Raw genomic sequence first — 15,257 nt, forward strand, 5'->3', positions numbered from 1 at the left:
TTAGCAGGAGACACAATGAGTACGCAGCCCTTGACCCATGGAACGGTTCCCCAGCGCCTGGCGCATACCCGTGAACTGATGAGCCGCGAGGGCATCCACGCCCTGCTGGTGCCGTCGGCCGACCCGCACTTGTCCGAATACTTGCCGGGTTACTGGCAGGGGCGGCAATGGTTGTCGGGGTTTCATGGTTCGGTGGGGACGCTGATTGTCACCGCGGATTTCGCTGGAGTGTGGGCCGATAGCCGCTACTGGGAACAGGCGACCAAGGAACTCAAGGGCAGCGGCATCGAATTGGTCAAGCTGCAACCGGGCCAACCCGGTCCGCTGGAGTGGCTGGCCGAGCAAACGCCGGAAGGCGGTGTTGTCGCGGTGGACGGTGCGGTGATGGCCGTGGCATCGGCGCGCACCCTGGGCGGCAAGTTGGCAGAGCGCGGTGCACGCTTGCGTACCGACATCGACCTGCTGGATGAGGTCTGGCAAGACCGTCCGACGTTGCCGAACCAACCGATCTATCAACACCTGCCACCGCAGGCCACCGTGAGCCGTGGTGAAAAACTCGCCTCGCTGCGCGCCGCGTTGAAAGAGAAGGGCGCCGATTGGCACTTCATTGCCACCCTGGATGACATCGCCTGGCTGTTCAACTTGCGCGGTGGTGACGTTTCGTTCAACCCGGTGTTTGTGTCCTTTGCGTTGATCAATCAGCAGCAGGCCACGCTGTTTGTGGCGCTGAGCAAGGTCGATGCCGAGTTGCGGGCTGTGCTGGAGCAGGATGGCGTGACGCTGCGCGACTACAGCGACGTGGCCGATGCATTGCGCGCGGTGCCAGCGGGCGCCAGCGTGCAGGTCGACCCGGCCCGCGTGACCGCCGGTTTGCTGGAAAACCTCAATGCCGGTGTGAAGCTGGTCGAGGGTCTCAACCCGACCACCTTGGCCAAGTCGCGCAAGAGCCTGGCCGACGCGGAACACATCCGCCAGGCCATGGAGCAGGATGGCGCGGCGTTGTGCGAGTTCTTCGCCTGGCTGGAGAGTGCGCTGGGCCGCGAGCGCATCACTGAACTGACCATCGACGAGCACCTGACCGCTGCGCGTACCCGCCGCCCCGGTTATGTGTCGCTGAGTTTCAACACCATCGCTGCCTACAACGCCAACGGCGCGATGCCGCATTACCATGCCACTGAAGAAGAGCACGCGCTGATCGAAGGCGATGGCCTGTTGCTGATTGACTCGGGTGGCCAGTACCTGGGCGGCACCACGGATATCACGCGGATGGTGCCTATCGGCACGCCGAGTGAGGAGCAGAAACGTGACTGTACCCGTGTGCTCAAGGGCGTGATCGCGTTGTCCCGAGCGCACTTCCCGAAAGGAATCCTGTCGCCGTTGCTGGACGCTATAGCTCGCGCGCCGATCTGGGCGGAAGGCGTGGACTACGGCCACGGTACCGGGCACGGCGTAGGCTATTTCCTCAATGTGCATGAAGGTCCGCAAGTGATTGCCTACCAGGCTGCCACTGCTGCGCAAACGGCGATGCAACCTGGAATGATCACCTCTATCGAACCGGGCACTTACCGTCCGGGCCGTTGGGGCGTGCGCATCGAGAACCTGGTGCTGAACCGCGAAGCGGGCAAGACCGAGTTCGGTGAGTTCCTCAAGTTCGAAACCCTGACCTTGTGCCCGATCGATACCCGTTGCCTGGAGCCCTCGTTGCTGACGGCGGACGAGCGCGTGTGGTTCAACGCTTACCACGCTGAAGTACGTTCGCGTCTGAGCCCGTTGCTCAGCGGCGCCGCGCTTGAATGGTTGCAGGTACGCACTGCCGCTATCTGACCGCCTGCAGTTCAGGCGCCTGGGCCAGGGCGTCGGCCATGTAGTCGACGAACGCCTTGACCCGGGCCGACTGGCGACGATTGGGCGCCGCCACCGCATGGATCGGTAGCGACTGTGCGGTGTAGTCCTGTAACAGCGCGACGACGCGTCCGGCTTTCAAATCGTCGTAGAACAGCCACAGGGGCGACAGCGCAATGCCAAGCCCTGTCAACACCATTTCCCGCACCGCTTCGGAGTTGTTGCTCTGGGCGTTGCCTGCGATGCGTACGCTGTGCCGCGCGCCATTCTTTTCGTACACCCACTGGTTCTGGCTGCTGAGCAGGTTGAACAGCAGGCAGTTGTGCTGGCTGAGGTCCTGCGGGCTTTTCGGTGCGGGATGCCTGGCCAGGTAGGCCGGGCTGGCAAGGGTGACACGGTGGGTAGTGCCGATCCGCCTTGCGATCAAGCCGCTGTCGCGCAATTCGCCAATTCGCAAGGTCACGTCCAGGCCTTCGCTGACCATGTCCTGCAGGTGATCGTTGAGTTGCAGGTCCACTTGCACATCAGGGTATTGCAGCAGGAAATCGCTGAGGCGTGCAGCAATCTGCAGGCGCCCGAAACTCACCGACGAACCGACGCGCAAGGGACCGGCGATTGTCTCCTTGCCGGTCTGGAAACTGTGTTCAGCAGCATCTACGGCTGCGAGGATTTCGCGGCAGTGACGGTAGTACCGCTGGCCTTCGTCGGTCAGGGACAGTTGGCGTGTACTGCGGGCAATCAGCTTGCCACCCAGTTCGGTCTCCAAGGCGCGCAGGATTTTGCTGATCGTAGGTTGGGTGGTTTGCAGTTCCCGGGCGACGGCGGAAAAGCTGCCGCGTTCGATCACTCGAACGAAAATCGCCATTGCGTTGAGTTTGTCCATGAGCTGTCCGATTCATGCCGAATGGGCATGGGCACTATAGCTTTTTAGCGCCTTATCGGCATGAGTTGGCACGCGGATGATTGGCCTCATTCTTCTATGACGCGAGATCACTGACATGACTGATATGTACGCCTTGATAGTAGACGCCGCAGATGCTCCGTTTCGGCTGGCGACAATTCCCAAACCGGTAGCAGGCACTGGCCAAGTGCTGGTCCGAATCCGCGCCAGTGGCCTTAACCCGCTAGACGCTAAAATCCGTGCAGGCCAGGCTGCCCATGCCCGGCAACCATTGCCAGCAGTGCTCGGGTTGGACCTGGCGGGCACGGTTGAAGCTGTTGGTCCTGGCGCGGGTGAGTGGCAACCAGGGGACGATGTGTACGCGCTGGCGACCGGGATCGGCGGCGCACAGGGCTCGTTGGCCGAATATGTGGTAGTCGATGCCCGCTTGCTGGCGAAAAAACCGGAGGCCTTGAGCATGCGGGAAGCTGCAGTGTTGCCGTTGGTACTGATTACGGCATGGGAAGGGTTGGTGGACCGGGCTCGTGTCGGTTTCGGACACAGCGTGTTGATCCAGGGTGGCGCGGGGGGTGTAGGACATGTCGCGGTGCAATTGGCGATTGCCTGCGGTGCACACGTGTATGCCACAGGCTCCGCCAAGCATCGCTCGGTCATCGAGGGGCTGGGTGCGACGTTCATTGACTATCAGCATCAGACTGTCGAAGCGTACGTCGCGCAGTACACCGCAGGCGAAGGCTTCGACATTGTGTATGACACCGTTGGCGGGGAAACGCTGGATGCATCTTTCCGTGCAGCCAAGTGCTATCACGGTCATGTGGTGAGTTGCCTGGGATGGGGACAACATAGCCTGGCGCCGCTGTCGTTTCGTGGCGCGACCTACTCGGGTGTGTTTACCTTGTTGCCGTTGCTGACCGGTAAGGGGCGTGAGCATCATGGGCAGATACTGGCTAAGGCGGCACGGTTGATCGACGCTGGCAAGCTCAAGCCGATCATGGATGGGCATCAATTCGATTTGCACAACGCAAACGCCGCTTACGATCTGCTCGCAAGCGGCGCGCAAGGGCGCCTGGCGATCGAGATCTAACTCAGGGCTTCACGCACGAAATCCAGACGGTCCTGACCGAAGAACAACTGGTTGCCTACGAACATACTGGGTGCGCCGAACACGCCGCGTTGAACAGCCTGTTCGGTGTTGTCCTTGAGGGCGGCCTTTACGGTTTCGTCATTGGCCAGAGCCACGACTTCATCAGGGTTAAAACCGTGCTCGGCGAGCACGGCAGCTACCACCGGGGGGTCGCCCAAGTGACGGCTTTCTACCCACAGAGCGCGGAACAGGCAATCAACGAAGTCCTGGAAGCGTTCAGGGTGGTGCAATTGGATGCCGGTGATCGCGCGCATCAACACCAGGGTGTTGATGGGGAAGTGAGGGTTGAACTGGAGGGGAACGTTATAGCGACGGGCATAACGCGCAAGGTCTTCAAACATGTAGCGACCTTTTGCCGGAACGGTGATGGGGGAGGCATTGCCGGTGGCCTTGAACACGCCGCCCAGCAGCATTGGCTTGTAAACCAGTTGCGTCCCGGTTGCCGCACACAGCGCGGGTAGTTGGGTATAGGCCAGGTAGGTGGCGGGGCTGCCGAGATCAAAGAAGAATTCCAGGGTTTTACGCATGGTCGATCCTCGCTGCTTATTATGGAGGCGTGCTTACCAGGGTTCATTCCAGGGGCGCAGGTCCAGTTCAAAGGTCCAGGCATCGCGTGGCTGGCTGTGCAGGTACCAATAGTTATCGGCAATGTGCTCGGGGTTGAGAATGCCGTCCTCGTCCTTGAGCGCGTACTTCTGCGGGAAGTTGTCACGAATGAAGTCGGTGTCGATGGCGCCGTCGACCACCACATGGGCTACGTGGATGTTCCTCGGCCCCAATTCCCGCGCCATGCTTTGCGCGAGCGCCCGAATGCCGTGCTTGGCCCCGGCGAACGCGGCAAAGCCTGCACCACCGCGCAAACCCGCAGTGGCGCCAGTGAACAGGATAGTGCCGCGATTGCGAGTGACCATGCGCTTGGCTACTTCGCGCGCGTTCAAAAAACCAGAGAAACAGGCCATTTCCCAGATTTTGAAATACTTGCGCGCGGTTTCTTCGAGGATGCTGCATGGCACATTGGCGCCGATGTTGAACACGAAGGCTTCGATGGGCCCCAGCTCGGTTTCGATTTGTTCGATCAGTGCGATGACGTCTTCTTCTTTTCGCGCATCGCAGGCAAACCCATGGGCCTCGCCGCCTGCAGCTTGAATACTGTCTACCAGCGGCTGCAATTTGTCGGCACTGCGTCGTGTGACACAGGCCACGTAGCCTTCGCGGGCGAAGCGTTTGGCAATGGCGCCGCCGGTTGCATCGCCGGCGCCCACTACCAATACGATTTTGTTGTTGTGCGTCATGGGAACTCCTATGGCTCAGTGGTCGAGCAGGAGTTTAGACGTAGCGCCGCGAAGGGCTGGATTTGTATCTGGAATTTAATAGGAGCAGTCAGGGGGTGACTGCTCGAGCAACTACTTACAGATAACGATCATGCTGCGGCTGGTGTAGCCGGCAGGGTTGAGGCCGAAGGGATAGTCCCCAGGTTCCTCTGAATTGTCACCGGACTTTGCGATTACCCGATAGCCCTTCGTACCGCAGGAGTTGGTTGCACTCGTGTAGCACTGGTCCCAGGAAGAAGACAGGCCGGAACAGTTGATATGCAGCCCTTTTTTGCCACGTTTTACTTCTGTCTTGGTGGTCGCGGCACAGCCGGCAATGGCCATGACCATTAACAGTATCAAAATTCGCTTCATTCCTATCCTTAATAGCCGCCTCGCAATGCTAGAGGCCGGCTCTACTCGCTCTCGGGTGTAGCGTTCGCGCTGTCCTTGTCGAAACTCTCCATGAATGACATTCGTTTGCGGCTTAAACATGGCCTAAATGCGCGCTAAATGCCAGAGCTACATTCAAACAGACTTCAATCCGCAGGAACCAGCGGTTTTGACTCGCTGCGCATCGTCACCGTGGCCCCTACGGAGGCCAGGATGATGCAGGTGATTGCCAGCCACTGTGCAAGCGACAAGTGCTCATGCAGGAAGAACAGGCCGGAAAGCGCACCGAAAGCGGGTTCGATACTCATGAGGGTGCCGAAGGTGCGGGCGGGGAGGCGCGTCAGGGCGACCATTTCCAGGGTGTAGGGCAGGGCCGTGGACAGAATGGCGACGCCGAGGGCGACTGGGATCAGTGCAGGCGTCAGCAACGCGCTGCCGGCATGGACGATGCCGATGGGGGCGACAAACAATGCTGCGATCATTACCCCAAGCGCAGCGGTCTGGACGCCATTGTCATTACCCGCCTTCTGGCCATAAAGAATGTAGAGCGCCCAGCAGACGCCAGCCCCTAGCGCGTAGGCTGCGCCCAGTAAGTCGATGCCGCTGCTGGCCTCTCCCATGGGGATCAGCAAGAGAAGGCCGATGATTGCCAGTGCGATCCACAGGAAATCCACTGCGCGCCGGGACGCGTAGAGGGCGACGGCGAGCGGTCCGGTGAATTCCAGGGCGACTGCAATTCCCAGGGGTACGCTGCGCAAGGACATATAGAAGAGGAAATTCATGCCACCCAGCGCCATCCCATAGACGATGACGGTGCGCAGGGATTTGCCCGTCAGCTTGGCGCGCCAGGGGCGTAATAGAAGCAGCATGATCACGCTGGCGAAAATCAGGCGAAGGGTCGTGGTGCCTTGTGCGCCAACGATAGGGAACATGCTCTTGGCCAGCGAGGCGCCGGACTGGATGGAGGCCATGGCGATCAACAGCAGGCCGACCGGGAACAATGTCGACGCCAGGCTGCGAGGGGAGGTGGTCATTGGGGGTGTTCGTCCGAAGTCATATTAAGAGAAGCGTGGGCGCTATGATGCTTAACTGTTCGGCGTTGAGCAATATATTGCTCAACTATCCTTTTCGATCACTTATAAAGGCTTGATTTGGACGTTTTCAGATCCTTTGATAGAAAAAGCAAATTAAGGGTTGACGGCAGATTCTGGAAGTCTATAATTCGCCCCACTTCCGGCGCAGTCGAAACGGAAAACTCCTTGGTAAACAAGTGGTTACGCAGAATTCGACAGCGAGTTGCTTCAGTTCATCGAAGCCCAGAAGGAGTTGGTGGAGCGGTGTTGTTTGGCTCTATTAACGTTTCGATCATCTCGGTCGAAAGCGGAGAAAAAGAGGTGTTGACAGCAGCGTTTAACGCTGTAGAATTCGCCTCCCGCTAACGAGAGATCGGAAGCGCAAGTGGTTGAAGTTGTTGAAGAATTCTTCGAAAACTTCTGAAAATAATCACTTGACAGCAAATGAGGCTGCTGTAGAATGCGCGCCTCGGTTGAGACGAAAGATCTTAACCAACCGCTCTTTAACAACTGAATCAAGCAATTCGTGTGGGTGCTTGTGGAGTCAGACTGATAGTCAACAAGATTATCAGCATCACAAGTTACTCCGCGAGAAATCAAAGATGTAACCAACGATTGCTGAGCCAAGTTTAGGGTTTCTTAAAAACCCAAAGATGTTTGAACTGAAGAGTTTGATCATGGCTCAGATTGAACGCTGGCGGCAGGCCTAACACATGCAAGTCGAGCGGTAGAGAGAAGCTTGCTTCTCTTGAGAGCGGCGGACGGGTGAGTAATGCCTAGGAATCTGCCTGGTAGTGGGGGATAACGTTCGGAAACGGACGCTAATACCGCATACGTCCTACGGGAGAAAGCAGGGGACCTTCGGGCCTTGCGCTATCAGATGAGCCTAGGTCGGATTAGCTAGTTGGTGGGGTAATGGCTCACCAAGGCGACGATCCGTAACTGGTCTGAGAGGATGATCAGTCACACTGGAACTGAGACACGGTCCAGACTCCTACGGGAGGCAGCAGTGGGGAATATTGGACAATGGGCGAAAGCCTGATCCAGCCATGCCGCGTGTGTGAAGAAGGTCTTCGGATTGTAAAGCACTTTAAGTTGGGAGGAAGGGCAGTTGCCTAATACGTAACTGTTTTGACGTTACCGACAGAATAAGCACCGGCTAACTCTGTGCCAGCAGCCGCGGTAATACAGAGGGTGCAAGCGTTAATCGGAATTACTGGGCGTAAAGCGCGCGTAGGTGGTTTGTTAAGTTGGATGTGAAATCCCCGGGCTCAACCTGGGAACTGCATTCAAAACTGACTGACTAGAGTATGGTAGAGGGTGGTGGAATTTCCTGTGTAGCGGTGAAATGCGTAGATATAGGAAGGAACACCAGTGGCGAAGGCGACCACCTGGACTAATACTGACACTGAGGTGCGAAAGCGTGGGGAGCAAACAGGATTAGATACCCTGGTAGTCCACGCCGTAAACGATGTCAACTAGCCGTTGGAAGCCTTGAGCTTTTAGTGGCGCAGCTAACGCATTAAGTTGACCGCCTGGGGAGTACGGCCGCAAGGTTAAAACTCAAATGAATTGACGGGGGCCCGCACAAGCGGTGGAGCATGTGGTTTAATTCGAAGCAACGCGAAGAACCTTACCAGGCCTTGACATCCAATGAACTTTCTAGAGATAGATTGGTGCCTTCGGGAACATTGAGACAGGTGCTGCATGGCTGTCGTCAGCTCGTGTCGTGAGATGTTGGGTTAAGTCCCGTAACGAGCGCAACCCTTGTCCTTAGTTACCAGCACGTAATGGTGGGCACTCTAAGGAGACTGCCGGTGACAAACCGGAGGAAGGTGGGGATGACGTCAAGTCATCATGGCCCTTACGGCCTGGGCTACACACGTGCTACAATGGTCGGTACAGAGGGTTGCCAAGCCGCGAGGTGGAGCTAATCCCATAAAACCGATCGTAGTCCGGATCGCAGTCTGCAACTCGACTGCGTGAAGTCGGAATCGCTAGTAATCGCGAATCAGAATGTCGCGGTGAATACGTTCCCGGGCCTTGTACACACCGCCCGTCACACCATGGGAGTGGGTTGCACCAGAAGTAGCTAGTCTAACCTTCGGGAGGACGGTTACCACGGTGTGATTCATGACTGGGGTGAAGTCGTAACAAGGTAGCCGTAGGGGAACCTGCGGCTGGATCACCTCCTTAATCGACGACATCAGCTGCTCCATAAGCTCCCACACGAATTGCTTGATTCATTGAAGAAGACGATAAGAAGCAGCCCGAAATTGGGTCTGTAGCTCAGTTGGTTAGAGCGCACCCCTGATAAGGGTGAGGTCGGCAGTTCGAATCTGCCCAGACCCACCAATTTTGTGTGGGAAACGCCTGTAGAAATACGGGGCCATAGCTCAGCTGGGAGAGCGCCTGCCTTGCACGCAGGAGGTCAACGGTTCGATCCCGTTTGGCTCCACCACTACTGCTTCTGAAAGTTTTGAAAGCTTAGAAATGAGCATTCCACCAAGACGGTGATGAATGTTGATTTCTAGTCTTTGATTAGATCGTTCTTTAAAAATTTGGGTATGTGATAGAAAGATAGACTGAACGTTACTTTCACTGGTAACGGATCAGGCTAAGGTAAAATTTGTGAGTTACTCGTAATTGAGTATTATCGAATTTTCGGCGAATGTCGTCTTCACAGTATAACCAGATTGCTTGGGGTTATATGGTCAAGTGAAGAAGCGCATACGGTGGATGCCTTGGCAGTCAGAGGCGATGAAAGACGTGGTAGCCTGCGAAAAGCTTCGGGGAGTCGGCAAACAGACTTTGATCCGGAGATGTCTGAATGGGGGAACCCAGCCATCATAAGATGGTTATCTTGTACTGAATACATAGGTGCAAGAGGCGAACCAGGGGAACTGAAACATCTAAGTACCCTGAGGAAAAGAAATCAACCGAGATTCCCTTAGTAGTGGCGAGCGAACGGGGACTAGCCCTTAAGTGGCTTTGAGATTAGCGGAACGCTCTGGAAAGTGCGGCCATAGTGGGTGATAGCCCTGTACGCGAAAATCTCTTAGTCATGAAATCGAGTAGGACGGAGCACGAGAAACTTTGTCTGAATATGGGGGACCATCCTCCAAGGCTAAATACTACTGACTGACCGATAGTGAACTAGTACCGTGAGGGAAAGGCGAAAAGAACCCCGGAGAGGGGAGTGAAATAGATCCTGAAACCGTATGCGTACAAGCAGTGGGAGCAGACTTTGTTCTGTGACTGCGTACCTTTTGTATAATGGGTCAGCGACTTATTTTCAGTGGCGAGCTTAACCGAATAGGGGAGGCGTAGCGAAAGCGAGTCTTAATAGGGCGTCTAGTCGCTGGGAATAGACCCGAAACCGGGCGATCTATCCATGGGCAGGTTGAAGGTTGGGTAACACTAACTGGAGGACCGAACCGACTACCGTTGAAAAGTTAGCGGATGACCTGTGGATCGGAGTGAAAGGCTAATCAAGCTCGGAGATAGCTGGTTCTCCTCGAAAGCTATTTAGGTAGCGCCTCATGTATCACTGTAGGGGGTAGAGCACTGTTTCGGCTAGGGGGTCATCCCGACTTACCAAACCGATGCAAACTCCGAATACCTACAAGTGCCGAGCATGGGAGACACACGGCGGGTGCTAACGTCCGTCGTGAAAAGGGAAACAACCCAGACCGTCAGCTAAGGTCCCAAAGTTATGGTTAAGTGGGAAACGATGTGGGAAGGCTTAGACAGCTAGGAGGTTGGCTTAGAAGCAGCCACCCTTTAAAGAAAGCGTAATAGCTCACTAGTCGAGTCGGCCTGCGCGGAAGATGTAACGGGGCTCAAACCATACACCGAAGCTACGGGTATCACGTAAGTGATGCGGTAGAGGAGCGTTCTGTAAGCCTGTGAAGGTGAGTTGAGAAGCTTGCTGGAGGTATCAGAAGTGCGAATGCTGACATGAGTAACGACAATGGGTGTGAAAAACACCCACGCCGAAAGACCAAGGTTTCCTGCGCAACGTTAATCGACGCAGGGTTAGTCGGTCCCTAAGGCGAGGCTGAAAAGCGTAGTCGATGGAAAACAGGTTAATATTCCTGTACTTCTGGTTATTGCGATGGAGGGACGGAGAAGGCTAGGCCAGCTTGGCGTTGGTTGTCCAAGTTTAAGGTGGTAGGCTGGAATTTTAGGTAAATCCGGGATTCTAAGGCCGAGAGCTGATGACGAGTTATCTTTTAGATAACGAAGTGGTTGATGCCATGCTTCCAAGAAAAGCTTCTAAGCTTCAGGTAACCAGGAACCGTACCCCAAACCGACACAGGTGGTTGGGTAGAGAATACCAAGGCGCTTGAGAGAACTCGGGTGAAGGAACTAGGCAAAATGGCACCGTAACTTCGGGAGAAGGTGCGCCGGTGAGGGTGAAGGACTTGCTCCGTAAGCTCATGCCGGTCGAAGATACCAGGCCGCTGCGACTGTTTATTAAAAACACAGCACTCTGCAAACACGAAAGTGGACGTATAGGGTGTGACGCCTGCCCGGTGCCGGAAGGTTAATTGATGGGGTTAGCTAACGCGAAGCTCTTGATCGAAGCCCCGGTAAACGGCGGCCGTAACTATAACGGTCCTAAGGTAGCGAAATTCCTTGTCGGGTAAGTTCCGACCTGCACGAATGGCGTAACGATGGCGGCGCTGTCTCCACCCGAGACTCAGTGAAATTGAAATCGCTGTGAAGATGCAGTGTATCCGCGGCTAGACGGAAAGACCCCGTGAACCTTTACTATAGCTTTGCACTGGACTTTGAATTTGCTTGTGTAGGATAGGTGGGAGGCTTTGAAGCGTGGACGCCAGTTCGCGTGGAGCCATCCTTGAAATACCACCCTGGCAACTTTGAGGTTCTAACTCAGGTCCGTTATCCGGATCGAGGACAGTGTATGGTGGGTAGTTTGACTGGGGCGGTCTCCTCCTAAAGAGTAACGGAGGAGTACGAAGGTGCGCTCAGACCGGTCGGAAATCGGTCGTAGAGTATAAAGGCAAAAGCGCGCTTGACTGCGAGACAGACACGTCGAGCAGGTACGAAAGTAGGTCTTAGTGATCCGGTGGTTCTGTATGGAAGGGCCATCGCTCAACGGATAAAAGGTACTCCGGGGATAACAGGCTGATACCGCCCAAGAGTTCATATCGACGGCGGTGTTTGGCACCTCGATGTCGGCTCATCACATCCTGGGGCTGAAGCCGGTCCCAAGGGTATGGCTGTTCGCCATTTAAAGTGGTACGCGAGCTGGGTTTAGAACGTCGTGAGACAGTTCGGTCCCTATCTGCCGTGGACGTTTGAGATTTGAGAGGGGCTGCTCCTAGTACGAGAGGACCGGAGTGGACGAACCTCTGGTGTTCCGGTTGTCACGCCAGTGGCATTGCCGGGTAGCTATGTTCGGAATAGATAACCGCTGAAAGCATCTAAGCGGGAAACTAGCCTCAAGATGAGATCTCACTGGAACCTTGAGTTCCCTGAAGGGCCGTCGAAGACTACGACGTTGATAGGTTGGGTGTGTAAGCGCTGTGAGGCGTTGAGCTAACCAATACTAATTGCCCGTGAGGCTTGACCATATAACACCCAAGCAATTTGACTACTCTAACGAGCATCAGATTGCGGTGTGTGAAGACGAAATGAACCGAAAGTTCGAATCTCACAAAACACCGAAAGCTATCACATACCCATTTTGCTGAAGCGAGGCCAGCTGGCCGCGACTCAGTACCCGAATTTCTTGACGACCATAGAGCATTGGAACCACCTGATCCCATCCCGAACTCAGCAGTGAAACGATGCATCGCCGATGGTAGTGTGGGGTTTCCCCATGTGAGAGTAGGTCATCGTCAAGATTAAATTCCAGAACCCCTGTTTGCTAACGCAAACAGGGGTTTTGTTTTGGGCGGTCGAAAAGTTCGTAGAGGCCTATTGCAGCGAAGGTTGCCCGCGACAATCGTCAACAATGACGCGAACCCGCTCACGCGCCGATTCCCCCTAACCCCCTCGCATAGTGCACCCCACCCGGCCGACGCCGGACCTTTCTGCGCTATCGATCCTGCAATGCCCAAAAAAAACGCTCATCAACATGCCGTTGGGGAAATCGATGCAAAGTGTTTCTGCATTTTTGGTATGGTGCAGCACATTTTCATAGGGATTGATCTTTCATCCGCAGGACGCGGCGTCGACCTTCTTCAACGAGATGCTGTAGAAATGCCTGAACCGATACCAATCAAGGATCACGAAAAAGAGAACCGCCTGGTCAACAAGCGCCTGCTCGCCTGCGCGCTGTTGGTCATTGGCATCACCTGCGCCCTGGTGGGGCGCATGTACTTCCTGCAGGTCGTACAGTTCGACTACCACTCCACTATTTCCGAGAACAACCGCGTCCACGTGTTGCCCATTACGCCGACGCGCGGGTTGATCTATGACCGCAACGGCGTCGTGCTGGCTGACAACCGCCCCAGCTACAACCTGACCATTACTCGTGAGCGCACCACCGACCTCAAGGGCGAGTTGGACGCCATCGTCAGTTTGCTGCACTTGCCGGCCGAAGACCGTGCTGTATTCGACAAGGCGTTGAAACAAGCGCGTCACCCCTTCGTTCCTGTGACACTGTTTTATGAGCTGACCGAAGAGCAGATCGCGCTGCTGGCCGTGAACGAATTCCGCCTGCCGGGTGTGGACGTAGAGCCGCAATTCGTTCGCCACTATCCCTTGGGCGCCCACTTTGCTCATTCCATCGGTTACGTAGGACGGATCAACGAGAAAGAATCCAAAGCCCTCGACTCGGTGGAGTACCGTGGTACGCAGTCTATCGGCAAGACCGGGATCGAGCGTTTCTACGAGTCCGAATTACACGGCCACGTAGGCTATGAAGAAGTAGAAACCAATGCCCAGGGCCGCGTACTGCGCGTTCTCAAGCACACCGATCCGATTCCCGGCAAAAATATCGTCCTGAGCCTCGACGTTCACCTCCAGGAGGCGGCAGAAGAAGCCTTGGGTGATCGCCGTGGTTCGGTGGTTGCCCTTGACCCGCAAACCGGTGAGGTGCTTGCCATGGTCAGCAAGCCGAGTTTCGATCCGAACCTGTTTGTTACCGGCATCAGTTTCAAGGAATATGCCGCACTGCATGATTCCATTGATCGGCCGCTGTTCAATCGCGTCCTCAGGGGGCTTTACGCGCCTGGCTCGACCATCAAGCCGGAAGTCGCCATCGCCGGCCTCGACAGTGGCGTCGTCACCGCCCAAACCCGCGTGTTCGACCCTGGTTATTACCAACTGCCCGACTTCGACCACAAATACCGCAACTGGAACCACAGCGGCGACGGCTGGGTAGACATGGACGCAGCCATCATGCGCTCCAATGACACCTACTTTTACGACCTCGCCCACAAGCTGGGCATCGATCGCCTGCACGACTACCTGGCCGAGTTCGGCTTGGGGCAGAAAGTGTCGCTGGACATGTTCGAAGAGTCAGCCGGCCTGATGCCGTCCCAGGCCTGGAAGCGCGCCACACGCCGCCAGCCCTGGTTCCCGGGTGAAACCGTGATCCTCGGCATCGGCCAGGGCTACATGCAGGTCACGCCGCTGCAGCTGGCCCAGGCCACCGCCTTGATTGCCAACAAAGGCGTGTGGAACCGGCCTCACTTGGCCAAGACCATCAATGGCGTGCCACCGGTGGATGAGAACCCGATGCCCAACGTGGTCCTCAAGGATCCGCGAGATTGGGAGCAGGTCAACCACGGCATGCAATTGGTGATGCACGATCCACGCGGCATTGCCCGCGCGGCCGCACAAGGCGCGCAATACCGCATCGCCGGCAAGAGTGGTACGGCGCAAGTGGTGGCGATCAAGCAGGGCGAGCGTTACAACCGTGACAAGACCCTGGAGCGTCACCGAGATAACGCTTTGTTCGTCGGCTTTGCGCCAGCCGAACACCCCAAGATCGTGATTTCGGTGATGATCGAAAACGGCGAGGCTGGCGGTCGTGTTGCGGGACCGGTCGTGCGGCAAATCATGGACGCCTGGCTACTCGACCAGGAAGGCCACCTGAAGCCCCAATATGCGACGCCTGCTAAAGCACCCGGTGACCCGAAGGTCTAATCAGGGTTTCCATTCGTCCCATTGCTCTACGCCTTCATAGGCAAGCCAGGGCATATCATGAGCCGTCCAGATGTGCGCGGTGGGCCTGACGCCTGGATCATCATCCAGCGTCGCCACCCTCACAATGACGTGGGGTTGGTGCCCGCGCTCAGCCATCAGATGTGAGCCGCAGCGCGAGCAGAAATGCCTGAGCTTGCCCGGCGACGATTCAAAAAATGCCAACAGGTCCACGCCCTGTGTCCAGCGAAAGTGTTCGCGCATTACGCCTGCCGTCGCGACAAAAGCCGCCGCATGCACCTTGCGGCAGCTGTTGCAGTGGCAGTGGCTGATAGGCATGTCGAGGCGGTCTACCTGATAGCGCACGCCCTTGCAGAAGCAACTTCCATTCAATGGTTCAGTCATAACGTAATGCCGGGTCAAGGAAGGGGTCATCATCATTGCTTACAACCCAAGGTTGCGCATTGTTT

Annotated in this window: 9 protein-coding genes, 2 tRNA genes and 3 rRNA genes; 8 read left to right on the plus strand and 6 right to left on the minus strand. The window is 56.3% G+C overall.

The genetic code is table 11. The annotated features are described in order from the left end of the window. The first annotated feature begins 15 nt into the window (after positions 1–15). Entirely contained in the window at positions 16–1,824 is a 1,809-nt protein-coding gene (locus ATH90_RS10060) for an aminopeptidase P family protein (protein WP_098466177.1), read from the plus strand. Here the strand turns inward: ATH90_RS10060 and ATH90_RS10065 are convergent. After that, a complete protein-coding gene (locus tag ATH90_RS10065) occupies positions 1,817–2,725 on the minus strand; it encodes a LysR family transcriptional regulator (protein ID WP_098466178.1) in 909 nt (302 codons plus the stop codon). The genes ATH90_RS10060 and ATH90_RS10065 overlap by 8 nt on opposite strands. Positions 2,726–2,849: 124 nt before the next feature. Here ATH90_RS10065 and ATH90_RS10070 point away from each other — a divergent pair, with 124 nt between their 5' ends. Then, positions 2,850–3,827, plus strand: coding sequence for a zinc-dependent alcohol dehydrogenase family protein (locus ATH90_RS10070; protein WP_177431184.1), 978 nt, complete (start codon positions 2,850–2,852; stop codon positions 3,825–3,827). Here the strand turns inward: ATH90_RS10070 and ATH90_RS10075 are convergent. The 4 genes from ATH90_RS10075 to rhtA form a co-directional block, all read right to left on the minus strand. Continuing rightward, positions 3,824–4,414: a 2-hydroxychromene-2-carboxylate isomerase gene (locus tag ATH90_RS10075; protein ID WP_098466180.1), complete on the minus strand. Its 591-nt coding sequence runs from the start codon at positions 4,412–4,414 to the stop codon at positions 3,824–3,826. The two genes, ATH90_RS10070 and ATH90_RS10075, sit on opposite strands and share 4 nt — an antisense overlap. A gap of 33 nt (positions 4,415–4,447) precedes the next feature. Further along, positions 4,448–5,179 carry an SDR family oxidoreductase gene (locus tag ATH90_RS10080; RefSeq protein ID WP_069022683.1) on the minus strand — a complete coding sequence of 244 codons (732 nt, stop codon included), beginning with the start codon at positions 5,177–5,179 and terminating at the stop codon, positions 4,448–4,450. A 111-nt stretch (positions 5,180–5,290) separates the two neighbouring features. After that, complete coding sequence (locus ATH90_RS10085; protein WP_034103128.1) at positions 5,291–5,572, minus strand: hypothetical protein; 282 nt, start codon at positions 5,570–5,572, stop codon at positions 5,291–5,293. 164 nt (positions 5,573–5,736) lie between these two features. Then, a complete protein-coding gene (gene rhtA, locus ATH90_RS10090) occupies positions 5,737–6,624 on the minus strand; it encodes a threonine/homoserine exporter RhtA (RefSeq protein ID WP_034103130.1) in 888 nt (295 codons plus the stop codon). Positions 6,625–7,322: 698 nt separating this feature from the next. Between rhtA and ATH90_RS10100 the strand changes: the two genes are divergently transcribed. The 6 genes from ATH90_RS10100 (at position 7,323) to mrdA (ending at position 14,790) form a co-directional block, all read left to right on the plus strand. Next, a 16S ribosomal RNA gene (locus ATH90_RS10100) occupies positions 7,323–8,859 on the plus strand. 82 nt (positions 8,860–8,941) lie between these two features. Beyond that, positions 8,942–9,018: transfer RNA gene (locus ATH90_RS10105), tRNA-Ile, on the plus strand. 30 nt (positions 9,019–9,048) lie between these two features. Beyond that, positions 9,049–9,124: transfer RNA gene (locus ATH90_RS10110), tRNA-Ala, on the plus strand. 251 nt (positions 9,125–9,375) lie between these two features. Beyond that, a 23S ribosomal RNA gene (locus ATH90_RS10115) occupies positions 9,376–12,266 on the plus strand. 157 nt (positions 12,267–12,423) lie between these two features. Further along, positions 12,424–12,539, plus strand: a 5S ribosomal RNA gene (rrf, locus tag ATH90_RS10120). Together the 16S, 23S and 5S rRNA genes with 2 tRNA genes alongside form the textbook arrangement of a ribosomal RNA operon. A gap of 358 nt (positions 12,540–12,897) precedes the next feature. Continuing rightward, positions 12,898–14,790, plus strand: a complete 1,893-nt coding sequence (gene mrdA / locus ATH90_RS10125) for a penicillin-binding protein 2 (protein ID WP_025857942.1) — start codon at positions 12,898–12,900, stop codon at positions 14,788–14,790. Here the strand turns inward: mrdA and ATH90_RS10130 are convergent, their stop codons facing one another. Beyond that, entirely contained in the window at positions 14,791–15,192 is a 402-nt protein-coding gene (locus ATH90_RS10130; RefSeq protein ID WP_069022715.1) for a GFA family protein, read from the minus strand. Between the last annotated feature and the right edge of the window lie 65 nt (positions 15,193–15,257).

This window comes from Pseudomonas lurida (assembly GCF_002563895.1).
GTDB lineage: Bacteria > Pseudomonadota > Gammaproteobacteria > Pseudomonadales > Pseudomonadaceae > Aquipseudomonas > Aquipseudomonas lurida.

What these genes read in the sequence shown, in the direction of transcription:
- ATH90_RS10060 (WP_098466177.1), top strand. Translation starts at nt 16, where the DNA reads ATGAGTACGCAGCCCTTGACCCATGGAACGGTTCCCCAGCGCCTGGCG.
- ATH90_RS10065 (WP_098466178.1), bottom strand. Translation starts at nt 2,725, where the DNA reads ATGGACAAACTCAACGCAATGGCGATTTTCGTTCGAGTGATCGAACGC.
- ATH90_RS10070 (WP_177431184.1), top strand. Translation starts at nt 2,850, where the DNA reads ATGTACGCCTTGATAGTAGACGCCGCAGATGCTCCGTTTCGGCTGGCG.
- ATH90_RS10075 (WP_098466180.1), bottom strand. Translation starts at nt 4,414, where the DNA reads ATGCGTAAAACCCTGGAATTCTTCTTTGATCTCGGCAGCCCCGCCACC.
- ATH90_RS10080 (WP_069022683.1), bottom strand. Translation starts at nt 5,179, where the DNA reads ATGACGCACAACAACAAAATCGTATTGGTAGTGGGCGCCGGCGATGCA.
- ATH90_RS10085 (WP_034103128.1), bottom strand. Translation starts at nt 5,572, where the DNA reads ATGAAGCGAATTTTGATACTGTTAATGGTCATGGCCATTGCCGGCTGT.
- rhtA (WP_034103130.1), bottom strand. Translation starts at nt 6,624, where the DNA reads ATGACCACCTCCCCTCGCAGCCTGGCGTCGACATTGTTCCCGGTCGGC.
- mrdA (WP_025857942.1), top strand. Translation starts at nt 12,898, where the DNA reads ATGCCTGAACCGATACCAATCAAGGATCACGAAAAAGAGAACCGCCTG.
- ATH90_RS10130 (WP_069022715.1), bottom strand. Translation starts at nt 15,192, where the DNA reads ATGACTGAACCATTGAATGGAAGTTGCTTCTGCAAGGGCGTGCGCTAT.